Raw genomic sequence first — 20849 nt, 5'->3', positions numbered from 1 at the left:
GGTTAGGCTGACGTGACCCACGATGACCACCAACGACCTCGACAACTCAGCGACCACTGGAGCCGGCCCCACCCGCCGCACCGGTAGGGCGTCGTCCCACGGCAAGACGATCCTGATCGGGGAGCACGCCGTGGTCTACGGCGCACCCGCGCTCGTCCTGCCGGTCATCGACGCCGTGGTGGTCGCGACGGTCACGCCGATCGACGACGCCGAGGGGCACCACCTCGAGTCGACCGTGCACACCGGCCCGCTCGACCTCGCCCCCGCTGCCGTGATGCCGACCGTCACCGCGGTCACCGCCACGCTGCGGCACTTCGGCGTGACGGACCGCCGCTTCCACGTGCGCGTCGACAGCGAGGTCCCCACCGCTCGCGGCATGGGATCGAGCGCGGCGGTGGCAGCTGCGGTGACCGCGGCGGTCGCGGACGCACTCGGCGAGACGCTCGACGCCGAGGCGCACCACGGACTCATCCAGGAGTGCGAGCGGGTCGCCCACGGTCGACCGTCCGGACTCGACGCCCGCGGGGTCGTCGCCGACGCACCGGTCTGGTTCGAGGGCGGCCGCATCGAGCCGGTCGAGCTCGGCGCCCGGTTCGCCTTCGTGGTCGCCGACACCGGGGTCCCCGGCCACACGCGCGAGGCGGTCTCCGCCGTCCGCGCCCGTCACGACGCCGACCCGGACGGCACCGGCGCCGTGATCGACCGGATCGGCGCACTCGCCCGACGCGCGCGGGCGACGCTCGTGGACGGCGACGCACAGGCGCTCGGTGCCACGATGGACGCCGCGCACGAGCTGCTCAGCGACCTCGACGTGTCGAGCGACGACCTGGACCGTCTCGTCGGCGCCGCACGTGCGGCCGACGCCCTCGGCGCGAAGCTCACGGGCGGGGGCCGCGGCGGGTGCGTCATCGCGCTCGCCACGGACGTCGACCACGCGGACCGCATCGCGGCCGCACTGCGCGGCGCGGGTGCCGCAGCCACCTGGACCACCACGATCGGAGACCGCGCCTGATGACCGCCACCGCCGTCGCGCACCCCAACATCGCCCTCGTCAAGTACTGGGGCAAGGCGGACGCCTCCCTCGCCCTGCCGGCGACCGGCAGCGTCTCGATGGGACTCGACGTGTTCCCGACGACGACGTCGGTGACCGTCGGTGACACGGCGGACGACACCCTCACCCTCAACGGCTCGGTCTCGACCGACGGGGCGCTCGTGCGGGTCACGCAGTTCCTCGACCTCGTGCGCGAGCTCGCCGGGTCCTCGGCGCGGGCGTCGGTGGTGTCCGAGAACACCGTGCCGACCGGAGCCGGACTGGCCTCGAGCGCCTCGGGGTTCGCGGCGCTCGCGACCGCGGCCGCGGCGGCGTACCGTCTCGACCTCTCCGCGCGCGACCTGTCCCGGCTCGCCCGACGCGGCTCGGGTTCGGCCACCCGGTCGATCCCCGGTGGCGTGGCGGTCTGGCACGCCGGCGACGACGAGGGCTCCTACGCCGAGCCGATCCCCGCGCCGCCGATGGCCATGGTCGTCGTGACGATCGACGCCGGCCCGAAGGCGATCGGCTCGCGCGAGGCGATGCGGCGCACCATCGCGACGTCGCCGTTCTACCCCGCCTGGGTCACCTCGACCACCGAGACCGTCGGGGACATGCTCACCGCCTGCGCCGCGGGGGACTTCACCCGCATCGGTGAGCTGACCGAGAGCAACGCCCTCCGCATGCACGCCACGATCGAGGGCGCCTTCCCACCCATCCGCTACCTCAACGCCCGCAGCGTCGCCGTGTTCGACGCCGTGGCCGAACTCCGTGCCGCCGGGGTCGAGGCGTACGCCACCGCCGACGCCGGCCCGAACGTCGTCGTGCTCACGAAGCCCGAGGACCGGGGCGCCGTCGCGTCCGCGCTCGCGGGCTTCGGCGACGTGATCGAGTCCGGTACCGGACCAGGCGCGCGCCTGCTCGGCTCCGAAGTCCCTGCGACGCAGGACCCGGAGGCACCCGCACCGGGTGTCGTCCGACCAGAGGAGTCCGCCGAGTGATCGAGTTCCGTGCCCACGGCAAGCTGTTCGTCGCGGGCGAGTACGCCGTCGTCGAGCCGGGCCAGCCGTCCGTCATCATCGCCCTCGACCGCGCCATCACCGCGCGCGTGCGCGAGGGCCACGGCGCCGGCAGCGTGCACTCCGAGGAGTACGGACACCTCCCGCTCACCTGGACCCGCGCCGAGGACGGCATCGCGCTCGACACCGAGCACCACCCGTACGACTACGTGATGGCGACGATCGACCTCGTCGAGAAACTCCGCGCCGAGCAGGGCATCGCACCGCGGTTCCACGACCTCCGCATCCACAGCCAGCTCGACGACGCGAGCGGCCGGAAGTTCGGGCTCGGGTCCTCCGCGGCGGTGACCGTCGCCACGGTGGGGGCCCTCGACCGCTTCTACGGACTCGGGCTCTCGCAGCGGAAGCGCTTCCAGGTCGCCCTGCTGGCCACGATCCGGGTGAACCCGCGCGCATCCGGCGGGGACCTCGCCGCGAGCACCTTCGGCGGCTGGCTCCGCTACAGCGCACCGGACCGCGAACGGCTCGCGGCGCAGCTCGACACCCGCACCGTGACCGAGATCCTCGGCGACGCGGACGCGTGGGAGGGCTTCGACGTCCAGCGGCTGCCCGCCCCCGAGAACCTCGAGCTGCTCGTCGGCTGGACCGGTTCGCCGGCCTCGACCACGAAGCTCGTCGGTGTCGTCCGTCGGCACCGCGACGGCGGCTACCAGGCGTTCCTCGACGAGAGTCGCACCTGCGTCGACGACCTCACCGTCGGCCTGCAGACCGGCGACGCCGAGCGCACCCTCGGGGCACTCCGACGCGCCCGGGGGCTGCTCCAGCGCCTCGGCACGTCGGTCGGCTCGCAGATCGAGACCGAGCGACTCGCGACCCTGTGCGACGTCGTCGAAGCGGCGGGCGGGGCGGCCAAGCCGTCCGGTGCCGGCGGCGGCGACTGCGGCATCGCGCTCGTCCCGGCGGACACCGACCTCGCCGGCATCCACCGCGCCTGGGAGGCGCACGACATCAGACACCTCAGCGTCGCGGTGCAAGCGCCCGAAGGGAGCGTCGATGACTGACCTGCTGACCCCGATCCCCACGAAGTGGGTGGGGCCGATCCGCATCAGCGGCAACGCGGTGGAGGGCGAGCACGAGGTGCCGCTCGCCACGTACGAGTCGCCGCTCTGGCCGTCCGTCGGCCGCGGTGCCCGCATCTCGCGCATGGTCGAGGGCGGCATCGTCGCGACCGTCGTGGACGAGCGCATGACCCGTTCGGTCGTCGTCCGTGCCGACAGCGCGGCCGCGGCACACCTCGCGACCGGGCGCATCCTCGCCCGGCAGGACGAGCTCGAGCAGATCGTCGCCGGCCAGAGCCGCTTCGCGAAGCTCATCGAGGTGCACCCGGAGATCGTCGGGGACCTGCTGTTCCTGCGCTTCGCGTTCACCACCGGCGACGCCTCCGGGCACAACATGGTCACGCAGGCGGCGGACAAGCTCCTGCCGGCGATCCTCGCATGGGAGCCGGGCCTGCGGTACGTCAGCGTCTCGGGCAACTTCTGCACCGACAAGAAGGCCACCGCGGTGAACGGCATCCGCGGACGCGGCCGGAACACCGTCGCCGAGATCGTCATCCCGGGCGAGGTCGTCGAGAAGCGGCTCCGGTCGAGCGCGGCACGCATCGCCGAGCTCAACGTCGCGAAGAACCTCGTCGGGTCGACCATCGCCGGGGCCATCCGCTCCGCGAACGCCCACTACGCGAACATGCTCCTCGGCTTCTACCTGGCCACCGGGCAGGACGCGGCGAACATCGTCGAGGGCTCCCAGGGCATCACGAGCGCCGAGGACCGCGACGGTGACCTGTACTTCGCCACCTCGCTCCCGCACCTCATCGTCGGCACGGTCGGCAACGGCAAGGGCGGGGACCTGCCCGTCGTCGAGGACGCCCTCGTGCGCCTCGGCTGCCGCGAGGACCGCGAGCCCGGTGCCAACGCACGCCGGCTCGCCGCCCTCTGCGCCGCGACCGTCCTGTGCGGGGAACTCTCCCTGCTCGCCGCGCAGACCAACCCGGGCGAGCTGATGGCCGCCCACGTCGCGATGGAACGTCGCGGCGCGAAGCCCGCCGGAGGTGCAGCGTGACCCGCATCGGCATCCACGACCTCGCCGTCGCGACCGGGCACCACGTGCTCGAGCTCGACGACCTCGCCGAGCGCCTCGGGGTGGACCCGGCGAAGTACCACGTCGGCATCGGGCAGGACGCGTTCAGCGTGCCCGCTCCCGACGAGGACATCGTCACGATGGGCGCCGCCGCCGCTAAGGAGATCATCGACCGCCACGGTGCCGACGGCATCCGCACGGTGCTCTTCGCCACCGAGTCCGGGGTGGACCAGTCGAAGGCCGCCGGGGTGTTCGTGCACGGCCTGCTCGGGCTGCCGCAGAACGTCCGCGTCGTCGAGCTGAAGCAGGCCTGCTACGGCGGGACCGCTGCCGTCCAGCTCGCCCTCGGCATCGTCGCGCGTGCTCCGCGGGAGCGCGTGCTCGTCATCGCCGCCGACGTCGCGCGCTACGACGTCGACACCGCCGCCGAGCCGACGCAGGGTGCCGGCGCCGCCGCGATCCTGATCGCCGCCGACCCCGACCTCATCGAGATCGAGCCGGCCGCGGGTGTCTTCACCGCCGACGTCGACGACTTCTGGCGGCCGAACGACCGCTCCACCGCGCTCGTCGACGGCCGCCTGTCCGTGAGCGCCTACGTCGACGCGTTCGTCGGGGCGTGGGACGACCTCGCGGCGCAGGGCGGCCCGGCGTACGAGGACATCGTGCGTTTCGTCCACCACCAGCCGTTCACGAAGATGGCGTTGAAGGCGCACCGGAAGCTCACGCAGCACGTCGGGGTGCCCTTCGACGAGTCCGAGCTCGCCCTCGGGTTCACGTACAACAAGCAGACCGGCAACACCTACACGGCGTCGCTCTGGATCGGGCTGGCCGCACTGCTCGACCTCGACGACGACCTCGCCGGGGAGCGCATCGGCCTGTTCAGCTACGGGTCCGGCAGCGTCGGGGAACTCATCACCGGCATCGTGCAGCCGGCGTACCGCGAGCACCGCCGTGTGGGTCGGGTCCGCGAGCTCCTCGCCGCCCGGGTGCCGCTCTCGGTCGTTGCCTACCGCGAGCTGCACGCCGCGGGTGCCGCGACGAGCGAGGACGTCGAGCGTCCGCGGGTCACGACTGCGCCGTACCGCTTCGCCGGCGTCCGCGGCGGCGCACGCCGCTACGAGGCGACCGCGCAGGTCTGAGGTCCGTCGCCCGCGGCTCGGCGTCGCTGCGAAAGCGACAGGTCGCAGCAGGATGCCGGCTGTGCACTGTCGCTCTCGTGACACGGTCGGGTGCGGCCGGCTGTGCACTGTCGCTTTCGCGTCTGACGTGACCGCGCGTCCCTGACGTGACCGACTGACGGACGGGAGGCGCGGTGCCGGCTGGCACCGCGCCTCCCGACCGTCACGACTCACGCCGCTGCGGACAGGACCTCACGTTCCAGACGCTGGTAGCTCGTCTCCATGCCGTCCGTCATGCCGGTCGCGAGGATCATGTCCCGCTGCTCCCGGTCGGGGTAGGTGATGCGGAGCGTCATGAGCGTGACGCCGTCGGCCTCGTCGAACTGCAGGTCGTTGACGTTGGCCGGGAACGGCGCACCGGTCATCCGTTCGGTCGTGACCATGCGGCGTTCCGGCTCGATGACGAGGTTCTCGCCCTCGAACCCGAACGCCTCACCCTCGGTGTCCCCGACGGGCGCCCAGGCCTGCCGGAACGAGCCCCCGACGACCAGGTCGTTCTCGCACACCGTCATCTCCCACCCGTCCGGGCCGAGCAGCCAGCGGCGCATCAGCTCCGGCTCCGTGTGCGCACGCCAGAGCAGGTGTCGCGGCGCCGCGAACGCGCGGGTGATGGCCACGTGGGTGTCGTCCACGATCTCGGTGACCGTGCCCCGGCCGAGGGCGTACTCGCGGAGGTCGGCCAGCACCGTGTCGAGCTGCCCGAACGCCTGCTCGTAGCCGTCGAGCATGCCCATCTCGAGCATGGCGTCGAGGTCGGCGGCGGACGCGAACGACGTCAGCACCGTCACCCGTGACCCGCTGCCGACGGTGTCGAACGACAGCACGGTCTCGCTCGCGGGCAGCGAGTCGTCGACCGTGCCCTCGGCGTCGGAGAACAGGTCGCGGAAGGCGATCCGGCGCGGTTCGTCGACCTCGGACACCTGCCAGAGCGCGTGGAACCGTTCGTTCTCGGGCGAGGTCATCCGGTAGTGGGCGACGCCGCGGGGACGGAGGTCGAAGGACGTGAACGTGGCGGGGAACCCGGGCGGGCCCCAGAAGCGTTCGAGCTGCCGGGGATCCGCGAACGCTGCCCAGAGGCGTTCGACGGGGACGGGGAACTCGGCCACGAGGGTCATGGTGAGCTCCTCGGGGTCGGTGTGGACGGACGTGGTCGGCATCAGTGGCTCCCTTGCGTTCGGTCGTCGCCGCGCGGCGCGCGGTCTGCTCCCAGCAGTGCGTCGAGCCGGTCGATCCGGCCGCGCCAGAGGTCCGCGTAGCCGTCGAGCAGCCCGCGGACGCGATCGATCTGTCCCGGCTCGGCGCGCACGATGCGGGTGCGGCCCCGGGGTTCCTTGGTCACGAGTCCTGCTCCTTCGAGGACGGCGACGTGCTTCTGGACGGCGGCGAACGACATCGCGTAGGCGTCCGCGAGCGCGCTCACGGACGCCTCGCCGACCAGGGTGCGACGGACGATGTCGCGTCTGGTCGCATCGGCCAGGGCGTGGAAGACCCGGTCGACCTCGGCATCGCTCAGTTCGGTTCGTGCAACCATTTGGTTGTACGTTACGACGGTCCTGCCCGCCGCACAACCCCCGCGGTGTACAAGGACGCATGGGTCAGCTCATCTACGACGGAGAGCCGCTCGACCTCCGGATCGACGACCGAGCGCTCACACACCTGCAGATCGTCATCGTGAACATGCTCCGGCGGGAGCACCGGTTCGCGTTCTCGTGGAAGGACGACGCCGTCCACGGCAACGGGCGCAGCACCATCTGGATGCACCCGAACGTGAGCCTGCACTTCAAGTTCTCCGGCAGCCGGGTGCCCCGGATCAACCGAAGCTGGCTCGAGGACCTCTACGCCGCCGCCACCTCGGGCTCCGGTCTCGTGCTCACGCCGGAGCCGTCGGACACGAGCACGGCGGACGACTCGGCGTGGTCCCGTGCGGTGGTGCCCGGCGACGCAGACGACGACTCCGGATAGCACACAGCCCGTGAACGGTCAACGGGTCGCGCACGTCCGTGCAGTCTGAGTACGGTGGGCGTACCGCGCGAGTGATCGACTCCGGCCCAGGGAGCCGGTGACGGTGGCTCCGCGGTCGGAGGGGGGAACCACGCGACGCGCGAGGAGTCCCGGATCAGGGGCCTCCCGGCCCACAGCGCCCCCTCGCCGTCGCCCCGGTCGTGGATTCGGGTTCCGCACCGGGGCGACGGGCGTGGCACCGGCCGCGCGCGCCGCTCAGTACACGTCGCGGACGTAGCGCTTGCCGCGCCGCATGTCGGCGAGGTACGCCTGCGCGTCGTCCTCGCCCTTGCCCCGCTGGCTCCCGATGACGGCCAGGAGCGCCTGCTCGACGTCCTTCGCCATCCGTGAGGCGTCACCGCACACGTAGAGGTGCCCGCCGTCCTCGAGCCACGAGTAGAGCTCCGGGGCCTGTTCGAGCATCCGGGTCTGCACGTAGACCTTCTCGGCCTGGTCGCGCGAGAACGCCAGGTCGAGGCGGTCCAGGACGCCCTGCTCCTGCAGCTCGGTGAGTTCGTCCTCGTAGACGAAGTCGGTGTCGCGGTGCTGGTCGCCGAAGAACAGCCAGTTCCGTCCCGTCGCCCCGGAGACCGCACGCTCGTGCAGGAACCCGCGGAACGGAGCGATGCCGGTCCCCGGGCCGACCATGATCATCGGCGCGGACGGGTCGGCGGGTACCCCGAACGACGCGTTCGGCTGCAGGTAGACGTCCACGGTGCCGTCGGGGGCGACCCGGTCGGCGAGGAACGTCGACGCGACGCCGGCGTACATGCGGTGCGGGTCCCCGTACCGGACGGACGCGATCGTCAGGTGGATGCGGTCCGGGTGCGCGAGCGGGCTCGACGAGATCGAGTACTGACGCGCCTGCAGCGGTCGGAGGTTCGGCAGGAGTTCGTCGAGTCCGGGTGCCGCGGGTCCGGCGTCGCGGAGCAGGTCGAGCACGTCGCGACCCCACAGCCAGCGGTCGAGCTCGTGCTTGTCACCGTGCGAGACGACGGCGGCGAGCTCCGACGACGGTGCGCGCTGGACGAGGTCCGCGATGAGGTCCTTCGAGGGCGTCCGGATCTCACGGTCGGTCCGCAGGACCTCGGTGACCGGGCGGCCGTCGAGCGTCTCGGAGCCGTTCGCGCCGACCTGCTCGAGCAGCTCGCCGACGAACACCTCGTCGTTGACCGGCACGACTGCGAGCGCGTCGCCCGCCGAGTACTCGATCCCGGAGTCGCCGAGGTCGAACTCGTAGTGCCGGATCTCCTTCGCGCTGCGCGGCGAGGAGAGCAGCCGGTTCTCGACCAGCGTCGACGGGTACGGGTTGCGCTTGTTCCACTGGGCACCGGGCCTGGAGGCACGGCTCGCGCCCGCCCCGCCGGCCGCGGTCGCCGCACCGGTCGCCGCCACCGCCGTGGTCGCGCCGGGCTGTACGCCCGCCTCCGCCGCCAGACGGTCGAGCACCGCCGCCGTCCAGAGCGCGGCCGGGTCCTCGTAGTCCACGTCGCAGTCGACGCGGTCGTGGATGCGGGTGGCACCGAGCTGCTCGAACCGGGTGTCGAGGAGCTTGCCGGCCTGGCAGAACTCGTCGTAGCTCGTGTCGCCGAGCCCGAGGACGGCGTACTGCAGTCCCTCGAGCCGCGGCACGGTGGTCGCCTGGATCGCGTCCCAGAACAGTCCGGCGTTGTCGGGCATCTCGCCCTCGCCGTACGTCGAGGTGACCACGAGCACGTGGGACATCCCGGCGAGCTGCTCCGGCGTGACGGCGTCGAGCGCGGTGGCACGACCGCCGAGCCCGCGGGCCTTCGCGCCGGCGACCAGCTCGTCGGCGAGGAACTCCGCGTTGCCGGTCTGCGTGCCGAACAGCACGTCGATCGTCGTCGTCGGGGCGCCGCCGGAGGCCCGCTTGCCCGCGGCGGCGATGCCGGCGATGAACCCGGCGAGCCAGGACTCCTGGGCCTGCGAGAACGGTGCGTCGACCGGGATCAGCGATCCGGTCGGGGGGAGCAGGCTCACGCGGACACCGCCTCGGTCGGCGCCTGCGGTGCACGGCGGGCGATGTCCTCGAGCGCCGCGTTCGCGAGCAGCTCGTCGAAGCGGGCCTCGCGGACGCGGCCGTCGTTCTTGGCGTTCTGGTGCATGATCCACCCAGTGGTGCCCGGCGCGTCCATGCTGCGGTTGTTCCGCTGCGTGAGCGCGCGCTTGTAGTCGTCGAGGCGCTTGATCGCGATGAGGGTCGCGAGCTCGTCGTCCGCGAAGCGGTCCAGCGTGCCGCGCAGGTACTTCACGACGCGCTGCTTCACGAAGAAGTCCTCGGTGAGGATGAGGTTCTTGACCGCCTCGGTCACCCGGGGGTCGTTCGGGCCGGCCGCGCCGGGGACCCGCTCGAGCGCGAGGTCCTGGGCGACGCCGAGCACGGTGTACGAGGACAGGAGCGAGAACATGTCGTCGCCCTGGTCGCCGAGCGACGGGGCACGGCCGCCGAGGACGGCGCGCTGGTCGCGGTAGTCGACCTTGAATGCGCGGAGCTTGTCCGTCGCGATCGAGGTCGCCAGTTCGTCGAGCAGCTCGTTCCGGCTCGCCGCGGCCAGGATCTCGCCGGCGTCCTGGGTGAGCAGGAGCGCCCGGGGCATGCCGACGAAGACGTGCTGGCGGGTGGTCTCCCACTCGGCGAGCAGACGCTCGGCCAGCGCCGAGCCCGTCGCCTCGAGGTGCCACTCGAGCAGCAGGCGCGCCGCCGCCTCGTGGAAGGCCCCGCGCTCGGTGTCGGTGACCGGGAACACGAGGAGCGAGTCGGTGCTCGCGCGCTCGGTGACCTCGCCGGAGGGGTCGTACTGGTAGAGGAACCCGCCGGACATGCCGTTGCCGAGGCCCTTGCCGAAGGTGCCGAGGTTGAACACGGCACCGCCCGTCATGTACTCGCAGCCGAAGTCCCCGACGCCCTCGACCACGGCCGTCGCGCCGGAGTTGCGCACGGCGAACCGGTCGCCGGCCTCGCCCTCGACGAAGGTGCGGCCGCCGGTCGCCCCGAACAGCGCGAAGTTGCCGACGAGGACGTTGCCGCCCTGTCCGGCACTGCCGCCACCGGGGGCGCGGACGATGATCCGGCCACCGCTCTGGCTCTTGCCGACGCCGTCGTTCGCGGTGCCGGTGTGCTCGAGCACGATGCCGTCGTTGTTGAACACGCCGTACGACTGCCCGGCCGACCCGAGCGTGCGGATCGTGACCGCGCCGTCGACGAGCCGGCGGCGTCCGCGGTCGTCCGTGGTGATCGCCGGGTGCCCGGACAGGTCGGTGTCGCGCAGCTCGTGGTTGAGCAGGCGCTCCACGTCGATGCCGAGCTGGCCGCCGACGGACTTGTCGCTGTTGCCGAGCAGCACGCCGTGCACGAGCACGTGCGCCTGCTCGTGGTCGACGAGGGCCGTGCGGACCCGCTCGAGCAGCGCGTCGTCGGTGTGGAAGTCCTTCTCGAGGTACTCCGGGTCCTCGACGACCTTCTCGGGGACCTGCGCGAGGAGCGCCCGGACGTCGAGGCGCCCGACGCTCGCCGGGTGGTCGAGGAGCTGCAGCAGGTCGGTGCGACCGCGGGCCTCGCGCAGGGAGCGCAGGCCGAGGCGCGCGAGGATCTGCCGCACGTCGTGGGCGATGTTGAGCAGGTACTGCGCGAGCGCGCGGGGGTCGCCCTCGAACGCCTCGGCGTTCGTGGTGAGACCAGCCGGGCACTTCACGTTGCAGTTCTTCGCCATCACGCAGCCGAGCATCATGAGCGCGGTCGTGCCGAACTCGAAGCTGTCGCCGCCGAGCAGCGCGCTCGTGACCACGTCGGAACCGGTCTGGTGCGCGCCCGAGCAGCGGAGCGTGACCTTCTGGCGGAGGCCGTTCGCGACGAGCGCCTGGTGGACCTCGGCGACGCCGATCTCCGCCGAGCGGCCGGCGTACTTCAGGCTCGTGACGGCCGCGGCGCCCGTGCCACCGGTGTTGCCCGCGACGTTGATGACGTCCGCGCCGGCCTTGGCGACGCCGACCGCGATGGTGCCGATGCCCTCGGAGGACACGAGCTTCACGATCACCCGGACGCGGGCGGCCTTGCAGTCGTGGATGAGCTGCGCGAGGTCCTCGATCGAGTACGTGTCGTGGTGCGGCGGCGGCGAGATGAGCTCGACGCCGGGGGTGCCACCACGGGCCGCGGCGATGTCCACCGTGACCTTCGGCGCGGGCAGCTGGCCGCCCTCGCCCGGCTTCGCGCCCTGGCCGATCTTGATCTCGAGCTCCTCGAGCATCGGGTCGGCGAGGTAGCCCGCCCAGATGCCGAACCGTCCCGAGGCGAACTGCTTGATGCGCGAGCCGCGGATCGTGCCGTAGCGGGAGTGGTGCTCGCCGCCCTCACCGCTGTTCGACATGCCGCCGACCATGTTCGTGCCGTGCGCCACCGCCTCGTGCGCGGTCGCGACGAGCGCGCCGTGGCTCATCGCGCCGGACGCCAGGGTCCGGGTGATCTCGTGCGCCGGCTGGACCTCGTCGAGCGCGACGCTCGCCGGGGCGTGGTCGAGCAGTGCGAGCAGCTCGACGGCGGAGCCGGTGGCGCGGAGCGTCACCTGGGTGTCGTCGACGGAGTCGACGTCGACCTGGCCGGGGTGCAGCAGCGCGAGGCCGTCCGCGAGGGCCGCGTGGCGCAGTGCACCCGTGGTCCCCGTCGACGTGAGCTCGAGGCGGAAGCGAGCCGTGCCTCCTGGAAGGTCCCCGTCGTCGGCCGGACGCGAGCCGGAGAGTCCGCGCACCGTGACGCTCGCGTTGCCGGTGGTCGAGAAGCGGCCGAGCTCGCGGGCGAAGTCCTCTGCCGTGTCGATGCCGGTGACGTCCGCGGGCAGCGCGAGGACGTCGCGGAGGGCCGCGGGACGGCGCGACCGCTCGTCGTGCGTCGTCTGCAGGAACGTGACGTAGCCCGGGGTGATCCGGTGCGCGTCGATCTCGGCGTCGCTCAGCCGGTCGTAGCCCGTGTTGCGGTAGGCGGTGTCGGTGATGCCGAACGCGTCGTCGAGCTGGCCGAGCGTGAGGAGCCGCAGCGCCTCGGAGTCGCCGGAGCGCTCGAAGGCCGGACGCTCCTCGGTCATGCCGCCGAAGCCGCGCACGCTCGCGACGCCGAACGAGTGCCCGGCACCGTCCGAGCGCTCCTTGAAGAGGCCGAGCATGGGCACCTGGCCCTCGGACGCGACCGTGCGGGCGCGCTCGTGCCAGTCCGTCGCCGCCTGGGCGATGCGGGCGAACCCGACGCCGCCGACCGGGGCCTGCATGTGCGGGAAGACCCGGGCGAGCAGGTCGTCGCGGGTGTCGAGGTAGTTCGGCTCGAAGAACTCGCCGCCGATGTAGCTCTCGGCCGTGCAGAGCCCGACGCGGCCCATCGTCTTCGCGAGGGCCTTCTCGGCCGCCTTCCGGAAGCGCTTGAGGGCGAGGTCGGTCGCGGTCAGTTCGCCGGCCGGGGCGGGCGCTGCGGGGTACTTCTCCTCCGCACGGAGACGTGCGGAGAGGCTGTACACCGCTGCGGCGCCGAAGCCGAGCGCCGTCGCCACGTGGTGTGACGATGGCAGCTGACCGGACTCGGCGACGACGGAGATCCGCAGGCGCAGGCCGGTCTCGATGAGCCGCTGGTTGACGGCGGCCACGGCGAGGATGACGGGGAGGGGCGCGTGCGTCGACGACACGTTGCGGTCGGTGAGCACGGCGATGCCGCCGGTGCGCTCGGCGAAGGCGGCGACGGCGTCGGCGAGGTGCTCGGTCGCGGTGCGGACCGCGTCGGCGTTCGCCTGCTCGTCGCCGAGCACCGGCACGTAGAGCATGTCGAAGCGCTCGAGCGGCACGATGTCCTGCTCGCGCAGCCGCACCATGTCGAGGTGCCCGAGGATCGGGGATTCCACGACGAGCTGCCGCGTCGCCGAACCCGTCCCGTCGGGCTTCGCGCCGAGGGCGACGCGCATCGACATGCCGTCGGCCTCGCGGATCGAGTCGAGCGGCGGGTTCGTCACCTGGGCGAAGCGCTGCGAGAAGTACTTCGCCATGCCGCCCTCGGTGTCGCTCAGGGCGTTGATGGCGTTGCCGTAGCCCATCGCCGAGATCCGCTCCGAGCCGTTCTGGAGCATCGGGTCGAGCATGAACCGGAAGCTCTCCTGGTTCAGCGAGTACGCCACGTAGCGGCCCGCGAGCGACAGGTCGCCCTCGTAGCCGAGCGTGGTCGTCGTGCGCTGGTACTCCGGCGCCGGGACGTCGTCCAGGTTGACGCGCGCGGCGTCGAGGAGCGTCCCGTACGGCTTCCGCGCAGCGAGCATCTCGAGCACCTCGCGCGTGCGCATGAGCGTGCCGGTGCGGTGGTCGACGACGAGCATGCCGCCCGCCTCGATGCGGCCGCGGTGCACGACGTCCTCCGGCTCGAACTCGACCTGACCGGCCTCGGACGACACCATCAGGTACTCGGCGGTCTGCACCGAGCGCAGCGGGCGCAGGCCCAGTCGGTCGAGCCGGGCGCCGACCACGTCGCCGTCGCTGAAGATCACGGCGGCCGGGCCGTCGTTCTTCTCCTCGTAGAGCGAGAAGAACTCGAGCATGTCCCGCACCGCCGGGGTCAGGGTGCGGTCGTTCTCCCACGCCGGGGGCATGAGCGAGACCACGGCCTCGACGATCTCGAGGCCGTCGTCGAACACCCGGCTCTGCAGGGTCTGGTCGAGGCGGCTCGAGTCGGACTGGCCGGGCGGGCGGACGATGCTGCGGGTCCGTGCACGGGCGAGGGCCTCGTCGGACAGCCGGTTCTTCCGGTCGGTGTTCAGCTCGCCGTTGTGCGCCATCAGACGGAACGGCTGCGCCATCGTCGGGTGCGGCTCGGTGTTCGTCGAGAACCGGGTGTGGAAGTAGAGCGTCCGGACCGAGTGCCGCGGGTCACGCAGGTCGGTGAAGTAGCCGATGACCTCGCCGGAGTTCAGCCGCCCCTTGAGGATCTGGGTCCGGGCGCTGAGCGACAGCGGGTACAGGGCGGCGTGCTCGGCGCGGTCGGCGGCGGCCTGGCCGTACGACACCGCCTCGATCGCGAGCAGGGCGCGGTTGGCAGCGGCGTCGACCTCGGCGCGGGTCCAGGCCTCGGGGGCACGGAAGACCCACTGCACGATCGGCAGCTGGTACTGCTCGGCCTCGGGGCGCGCGACGGAGTGGTCCACCGGGACGTCACGGACGAGCAGGAGCTCGAAGCCCTGCTGCTCGACGGCGTCCGTGACGGTCTGCTGCGCACGGGCGCGCTCGGCGTCCGCAGCCGGGCCTGCGCCGCTCGGCACGAAGCAGTTCGCGACGCCGAAGTGGCCCGCGCGGAGCTCCTCGCCGGTGATCGCGCTGAAGAACTCCACCGACAGGTCGATGCTCACGCCCGCGCCGTCACCGACACCCTCGGCGGACTTGCCGCCGCGGTGGGGGATGGCGCACAGCGCTTCGTCGCCCTTGCGGATGACGTCGTGGCTCGGCGTCCCGTCGAGTCGGGTGATGAAACCGACGCCGCAGTCGCTCGATTCGCGGGCAGGGTCGTAGAGACCGAAGGAGGAGGGGTTCACGTGTGCAGGTCCAGTGGGGCGTTGCCGGCAGCGGACGGCCAGGCTGCATCAGTGGAGCGCTCGCCGCGGGCAGACCGATGGTGGCAGTCGGGCCCTGTGGGGTTGTGGTGCGGTGAGGCGATGCTACGGCGCGGTATACCGCCCGCGCAACACCGCGGGGCCGGGGTGCGCGGCGCGGGCGCGGCGGGGGTGTGCGGCGGGGCGTGCGGCCGGCGTGCGGCGCGGCGTGCGGCGCGGGTGCGGCCGGCGTGCGGCGCGGTTCGCCTCCGCACAACGAAAGTCACTCCGCGCCGCGGATCCCCGTGGCGCGGAGTGACTTCGGTTGTGCGAGCGCGCAGCCGCGGGGCGGCCGGGCGGCCCGCGGCGTCAGGCGGCGTGGCGCTCGTCGACCGCGATCGGCTCGGTCGCCGCCGTGCTCGCGTCCGCCGCCGGGGTCGTGCCCGGCCGGATGAGCTCCGGACGACGCCGGGACCGGAACACCCACGCCTTGAACAGGACGAAGCGGACGAACGTCGCCACGAGGTTCGCGGCCGTGAGCACCACGATCTCCGCACCGTGCGACGATCCCGGTGCCGCCGAGTGCAGGATCACCAGCGACCCGGACGTGATCGCCCACGCGATCCCGAACACCACCAGCCCCTGCACGTGGTGCCGCCCTGCGCCGGCACGTCCCCGCACCCCGAACGTGAAGCGTCGGTTGAGCGCCGTGTTGCCGATCGCGGTGACCAGGAGCGCCAGGAAGTCCGCCGTCTGGGCACCGATCGCCGGGCGGAACAGGGCGTAGAGCGCGGCGAACGCGATCGTCGACAGCACGCCGATGGTCCCGAAGCGCAGCACCTGCCCGACGATCCCGACGTGCGGTGGCGTGAACGGACGGCGGCCGATGGCGTCGTACACCGCGCCGACCGGCACCCGTCCGGTCGCGAGCCCGCGGGAGACCCGCCACATCCCCTTGAGGTCCTCGGTCGCGGTCGAGGCGATGTGCACCGACGAGTTCACGTCGTCCACCCAGTCGACCGGGACCTCGTGGATCCGCAGTCCGGCGTGCTCGGCCAGCACGAGCAGCTCGGTGTCGAAGAACCACGCGTCGTCCTCGCACAGGGGCAGGACGTGTTCCGCGGCCTGCCGGGTGATCGCCTTGAAGCCGCACTGCGCGTCCGAGAAGGACACCCCCATCGTGGTGCGGAGCAGCAGGTTGTACGAGCGGGAGATGAACTCGCGCTTCCCGCCGCGCACCACGCGTGACGAGCCCGCCAACCGGGTGCCGATCGCCACGTCCGAGTGCCCGGACAGCAGTGGGGCGACGAGGGGCTCGAGCGCGGCGAGGTCGGTGGAGAGGTCCTCGTCGACGTAGACCAGCACGGTGGCCGGCGACGCTGCCCAGACGGCCTTGAGCGCACGGCCCCGGCCCTTCTCCGGCAGGTGCACCGCGTGCACGTCCGGCAACATCGCGGCGAGGTCGTCGGCGATGCGTGCGGTGTCGTCGGTCGAGGCGTTGTCCGCGATCGTGATGCGCCAGGTGTTCCGGAGCGACGTCCGGCAGAAGGTGTGCAAGCGGCGGACGTGGGCGGCGAGCGTGTCCTGCTCGTTGTAGCAGGGGACGACGATGTCGATGTCGAGGGTGTGGTTCGTCTCCGTCATACCGCACATGCTCGGGACCGGGCATACGGGGACCGCAGCAGCCTGCTGTGCCGCGTCTAAGAACGCGCGTGCGGCCACCGCGCAGCCCGACGACGACTGCGCACGGTCGACCACGAGCAGTCGTCGTCAGAGCGCGCACCCGTGGCCGGGCGGCACGGAGCGAACAGCGCGCACCCGTGGCCGTGCAGCGCGGAGCGGACAGCGCGCAGCGGGTCAGCGCGCGAACAGCACCTGCACGACCGCGATGACCACGAGCACCGCGATGGGGACGCCCGCGATCCAGACCCCGGCGCGCACCTGCGTCCGCCGGATCGTGGCCGGCGCGTGCGACGTCCGGGCGAACTCGGTCGCCGCGACGAGCTCCGGGGCCGCGGCCGGCGGCGCGGGCTCGGGCTGGGGCCGATCGTCCTCGAACGCGGGCACCTCGACCACGAGGTCGTCGGCGCGCGGCCGCTCCGGCAGTCGTGCGAAGTCGTTCGGCATGCGGGCCCCCGTCCGTTCCCGTCCAGTGTGCCACGGCACCGACGGCACCGACGGCTTCCGCGCCGGCCGCGCCCCCACCGGCAGCCGCGCTGCCGGTCAGCCCTGGACGGTGAGCGCTCCCGACTGCAGGACGACCCGGCCGTCCTTCGGCAGCCACACCTGGAGTCCGCCGACCTCGGCGACCGAGAACCGCGACCGCTCGGAGTCGAACAGCTGCGTCACGGCCCCGGACGGCGGGAAGCGTCGGTCGTTCCCGACCACGATCGCGACGTACGGCCCCTGGTCGGCCCGGGTGGTGCCGCGCTCGGCGACGTACGGCACGAAGAGCCCCGGGGTCGCCGACACGAACAGGATCTTGCCGTCCGGCACGTGCTGTTCCTCGAGGTAGTCCCCGAGCAGCGCGATGCCCGTCGGGTGCTGGCGTGCGATGTCCTGGCTGAGCCGGACGGACGGCACGACGAGCGAGACGACCAGCACGAGCGACAGCGCCGTCGCGACCGGGACCGCCCGCCGCACCGGCACACGCGGCAGTCGCGCCAGCCCGATCGCGGCCAGGACGAGCAGGAACGGCATCCACGCCGAGTAGTACGTGGGCAGCGCGATCTTCGCGACGACCACGTAGAAGCCCACGAGCAGCGCCAGGGCGATGCCGACGTACGCGACGAGCCGATCGGCCCGGATCGCCAGCGCCGCGACGACCCCGACCGCGAGGACGACGAGCAGCAGCACCCCCGTGCCGGCCTCCATGAAGTGCAGGTTCCCCCACCACGGCGCGAACCGGTAGACGGTGCCGCCGATGGTGATCGGGTGGCCGGTGGTGTTCTGCCCCTCCTGGAACTCGATCATGTACCGGATCGCGGACCGGATCCCCATCGGCACGTACGACACGACGAACACCAGCCCGAACGCGGCCGCCCACATCGCGCCGCCGACGAGCAGTCGACGCCATGCCCGGAACAGCACCGGCAGCAGCAGGAACACCGGCAGCAGCACCACGGTGGAGACCTTCGACGTCACCGACAGGGCCATCAGCGCACCGGACACGGGCGCGAGCCACCACCGGTCGCCGCGCATCCACACCCACGCCGTGGCCACCGCGAGCACGGCGAACGCGGTCATCACCGGGTCGAGCAGTGCCAGACGGTCGACGCGCGGACCGGCACCACCGCGCGGCGTCAGCCACCAGAGGGCGGCGGCGAGCAGGGCACCCCAGTAGCCGATCTCGCGCCGCAGCCACCAGTACAGCGCGACGCCGACGCCGAAGGTGAGCAGGGCGACGAGCACCCGCGGACCGATCGGCCCCTGCCCGGCGACGAGCTGCGCGAGACCGAACAGGTACTTCGCGGTCGGGGGGTGCTCGCGGTTGAACGAGAAGTCGCCGTGCACGTACTGCCACCCGGCGCGGAGGTAGATGTCCTCGTCGCCGGTGATGTTGGGCCCGCCGATGTTCCAGAAGCACTGGTACAGGGCCCAGAGCAGGACCACGGCCGCCACTCCTGCCCGGATGCGGAGGTCACCGGCGAGTGCGGACAGTCGTGAGGGCACCGTCCGAACCTAGTTGCTCGGCCGCTCCCGAGCGAACCAGCCCGGTCAGCCGGCGTCCGGTGTCCGACCCGGCAGATCGACCGTGAACGCCGTCCGCCCCGGCTCCGAGGCGACCCGGACGAGCCCGTCGTGCGCGGACACGACGGCCCGGACGATCGCCAGCCCGAGGCCGCTCGTGCCGTGCTCGCGGGACCGTGACGCCTCGCCGCGGGTGAACCGGTCGAACAGCGTCGGGAGCACCTCGGCGGGGATGACCGGTCCGTCGTTCGCGACCACGAGACGCACGACGTCGCCGGTCCGCTGCAGGGAGACCACCACGGACGTGCCCTCCGGCGTGTGCGTCCGCGCGTTCGCCAGCAGGTTCGTCACGACCCGCCGCAGCTGCGTCGCGTCCCCGGACACCACGAGCGGGTGGTCGTCCAGCACCTGCAGCGTCCACCGGTGCCCGGGTGCGGTCGCGCGCGCGTCCATCGTCGCCTCGACGACGATCGACGTCAGGTCGACCGGCTCGCGCGCCGGTGCCGGGCCGGACGCCAGGGCGACGGCGTCGAGACGAGCGAGCAGGAGCAGCTCCTCCACGAGGTCGCCCATCCGCACCGCCTCGCGCCCGATCCGGTCGACGTTGCGGCGGACCGCGTCAGGGTCGTCCGACGACGCCGAGAGCTCGGCGTACGCCCGCACGGTCGCGATCGGGGTCCGCAGCTCGTGCGAGGCGTCGGCGACGAACGTCCGCATGCCCGTCTCGGCCTCGCGTCGGACCGTGAGCGCCCGGGCGACGTGTCCGAGGAGGCGGTTGAGCGCGGTGCCGACCTGCTCGACCTCGCGGTTCGCCGCGAGGTCCCCGGCCGAGACCCGCACCGGGATGTCCGTGTCCCCGCGCTCCAGGTCGAGCTCGGTGACGTCGGACGCCACGGCCGCCACCCGTTCGAGCGGGCGGAGCGATCGCCGGACGAGCAGGGTCAGCGCCCAGGCCGCGACGAGCAGCCCGACGACCGTCACGACACCGATGACGAGCAGGAGGCGGGCGATGGCGGCGTCGAGGTCGCCGAGCGGCAGCGCGGTCACGAAGACGTCGCCGTCGTCGCCGACGGCCTGGGCCCGGTAGGTGCCGAGCTTCCCCAGGTCGACCGTCACGGGGTCGCCGTCGCTGGCGATGCGCGACAGGGTCGCCTCCTGCGCCGACGACAGCCCGTGCTGCCGGCCGCTGCTGTCCGTGTACCCGCCGAGGACGGTCGCGCCGTCGCGCAGGATCGCGACGACGGTGCCGGCGGACTGTCCGGGAGCGCCGATGAACGCGTTGTCCGGGTCCGAGCCGGAGCCGGTACCGGTCGACGGGGGCGGTGGCCGTTCGCCGTCCGGTCCGCCGACGGTCCGCTCGGCCGCGGTCGCGAGTTCCGCGTCGAGCCGGTCGACCAGGTACCCGCGGAACGCGACGACCGTCACCGCTCCGACGACGACGTTGGTCGCGACGAGCAGGAGCGCCACGGCCGCCACGATCCGCCACCGCAGCGACGGCACGCGCCGCCGACGGTCGGTTCTGTTCCGGGCCCGGGAGGCGCGGCTCGCGGTCCGCGGTCGGCTCACGTCGTCGGCCGGAGCACGTACCCAGCTCCGCGGACGGTCTGCAGCATCGGCTCGCGTCCGGCGTCGAGCTTCTTGCGCAGGTACGACACGTACATGTCCACGAGGTTGGACGACGTGCCGAAGTCCATCCCCCAGACGTTCGCCAGGAGTTGCTCCCGGGAGAGCACGCGGTTGGCGTTCCGCGCGAGGTGCCGCAGCAGCTCGTACTCGGTCGGGGTGAGGTCGATCGGTTCACCGGCGCGCGTGACCGTCCTCGTGTCCTCGTCGAGCCGGAGGTCGCCGACGCTCGTCCCGGTCGGACTCCCGACGGCCGCGACCCGGGGCGACGTCCGGGCCAGGATCCGCGCCCGGACGAGCAGCTCGTCGATGCCGAAGGGCTTGGTCAGGTAGTCGTCGCCGCCGCCCGTGAGTCCGGCGAGCCGGTCCTCGGGGGCGTCCCGCGCCGTGAGGAACAGCACCCGCACGTCGTCCCGGGCGTCCCGGAGGCGCTCGAGCACCTCGAACCCGTCGATGTCCGGCAGCATCACGTCGAGGACGACCACGTCGGGTCGGAAGTCCCGGGCGGCGAACAGCACGTCACGCCCGCGGTGCACGGCCCGCACCTCCCAGCCGTCACCCGCGAACGCGAGGGCGACGGCGTCCGCGAGGGCGTGCTCGTCGTCGA

General features: G+C 72.6%; 15 protein-coding genes. 6 read left to right on the top strand and 9 right to left on the bottom strand.

Annotated features, from left to right (window positions below):
* Positions 1-22: 22 nt before the first annotated feature.
* From mvk to BIV01_RS11185, 5 genes are read left to right on the top strand one after another with little or no spacing between them, the layout of a single operon-like run.
* On the top strand, positions 23-1012 hold the full coding sequence (gene mvk / locus BIV01_RS11205) for a mevalonate kinase (protein WP_083413974.1): 990 nt from the start codon (positions 23-25) through the stop codon (positions 1010-1012).
* On the top strand, positions 1012-2031 hold the full coding sequence (gene mvaD / locus BIV01_RS11200; RefSeq protein ID WP_071302871.1) for a diphosphomevalonate decarboxylase: 1020 nt from the start codon (positions 1012-1014) through the stop codon (positions 2029-2031). The genes mvk and mvaD overlap by 1 nt, the downstream gene beginning before the upstream one ends.
* On the top strand, positions 2028-3110 hold the full coding sequence (locus tag BIV01_RS11195; protein WP_071302870.1) for a phosphomevalonate kinase: 1083 nt from the start codon (positions 2028-2030) through the stop codon (positions 3108-3110). The genes mvaD and BIV01_RS11195 overlap by 4 nt, the downstream gene beginning before the upstream one ends.
* Positions 3103-4167: a hydroxymethylglutaryl-CoA reductase gene (locus tag BIV01_RS11190; RefSeq protein ID WP_070418055.1), complete on the top strand. Its 1065-nt coding sequence runs from the start codon at positions 3103-3105 to the stop codon at positions 4165-4167. Before BIV01_RS11195 ends, BIV01_RS11190 begins: the two co-directional genes overlap by 8 nt.
* On the top strand, positions 4164-5324 hold the full coding sequence (locus BIV01_RS11185) for a hydroxymethylglutaryl-CoA synthase (protein WP_071302869.1): 1161 nt from the start codon (positions 4164-4166) through the stop codon (positions 5322-5324). The genes BIV01_RS11190 and BIV01_RS11185 overlap by 4 nt, the downstream gene beginning before the upstream one ends.
* A 209-nt stretch (positions 5325-5533) precedes the next feature.
* On the opposite strand, the gene BIV01_RS11180 is transcribed toward BIV01_RS11185, so the two are convergent.
* Both BIV01_RS11180 and BIV01_RS11175 read right to left on the bottom strand, forming a co-directional pair.
* Positions 5534-6520 carry an SRPBCC family protein gene (locus BIV01_RS11180; protein ID WP_071302868.1) on the bottom strand — a complete coding sequence of 329 codons (987 nt, stop codon included), beginning with the start codon at positions 6518-6520 and terminating at the stop codon, positions 5534-5536.
* Positions 6520-6894: an ArsR/SmtB family transcription factor gene (locus BIV01_RS11175; protein ID WP_070418058.1), complete on the bottom strand. Its 375-nt coding sequence runs from the start codon at positions 6892-6894 to the stop codon at positions 6520-6522. Before BIV01_RS11175 ends, BIV01_RS11180 begins: the two co-directional genes overlap by 1 nt.
* A 59-nt stretch (positions 6895-6953) precedes the next feature.
* On the opposite strand from BIV01_RS11175, the gene BIV01_RS11170 reads away from it, so the two are divergent.
* Positions 6954-7325 carry a DUF7882 family protein gene (locus tag BIV01_RS11170; protein WP_071302867.1) on the top strand — a complete coding sequence of 124 codons (372 nt, stop codon included), beginning with the start codon at positions 6954-6956 and terminating at the stop codon, positions 7323-7325.
* Between the two features lie 255 nt (positions 7326-7580).
* Here the strand turns inward: BIV01_RS11170 and BIV01_RS11165 are convergent, their stop codons facing one another.
* From BIV01_RS11165 to BIV01_RS11135, 7 genes are all read right to left on the bottom strand, one after another.
* Entirely contained in the window at positions 7581-9365 is a 1785-nt protein-coding gene (locus BIV01_RS11165; RefSeq protein ID WP_071302866.1) for a sulfite reductase subunit alpha, read from the bottom strand.
* On the bottom strand, positions 9362-14932 hold the full coding sequence (locus BIV01_RS11160; RefSeq protein WP_071302865.1) for a glutamate synthase-related protein: 5571 nt from the start codon (positions 14930-14932) through the stop codon (positions 9362-9364). The genes BIV01_RS11165 and BIV01_RS11160 overlap by 4 nt, the downstream gene beginning before the upstream one ends.
* Positions 14933-15298: 366 nt before the next feature.
* Positions 15299-16582 carry a bifunctional glycosyltransferase family 2/GtrA family protein gene (locus BIV01_RS11155; RefSeq protein ID WP_071302864.1) on the bottom strand — a complete coding sequence of 428 codons (1284 nt, stop codon included), beginning with the start codon at positions 16580-16582 and terminating at the stop codon, positions 15299-15301.
* Positions 16583-16786: 204 nt separating this feature from the next.
* The gene (locus BIV01_RS11150) at positions 16787-17056 is read right to left on the bottom strand and encodes a hypothetical protein (RefSeq protein WP_071302863.1); all 270 of its coding nucleotides are present in this window, start codon (positions 17054-17056) and stop codon (positions 16787-16789) included.
* Between the two features lie 96 nt (positions 17057-17152).
* Complete coding sequence (locus BIV01_RS11145) at positions 17153-18601, bottom strand: ArnT family glycosyltransferase (protein WP_071302862.1); 1449 nt, start codon at positions 18599-18601, stop codon at positions 17153-17155.
* Positions 18602-18646: 45 nt separating this feature from the next.
* Positions 18647-20119: a sensor histidine kinase gene (locus tag BIV01_RS11140; protein ID WP_071302861.1), complete on the bottom strand. Its 1473-nt coding sequence runs from the start codon at positions 20117-20119 to the stop codon at positions 18647-18649.
* Positions 20120-20181: 62 nt separating this feature from the next.
* On the bottom strand, positions 20182-20849 hold a 668-nt coding region (locus BIV01_RS11135; protein ID WP_071302860.1), incomplete at its 5' end, for a response regulator transcription factor.

Origin of the sequence: Curtobacterium sp. MCBA15_013, assembly GCF_001865095.1 — a bacterium.
Taxonomy (GTDB): Bacteria; Actinomycetota; Actinomycetes; order Actinomycetales; family Microbacteriaceae; genus Curtobacterium.
The sequence above is the reverse complement of the archived record's forward strand: the minus strand, read 5'-3'. Positions and strand labels throughout refer to the sequence as shown.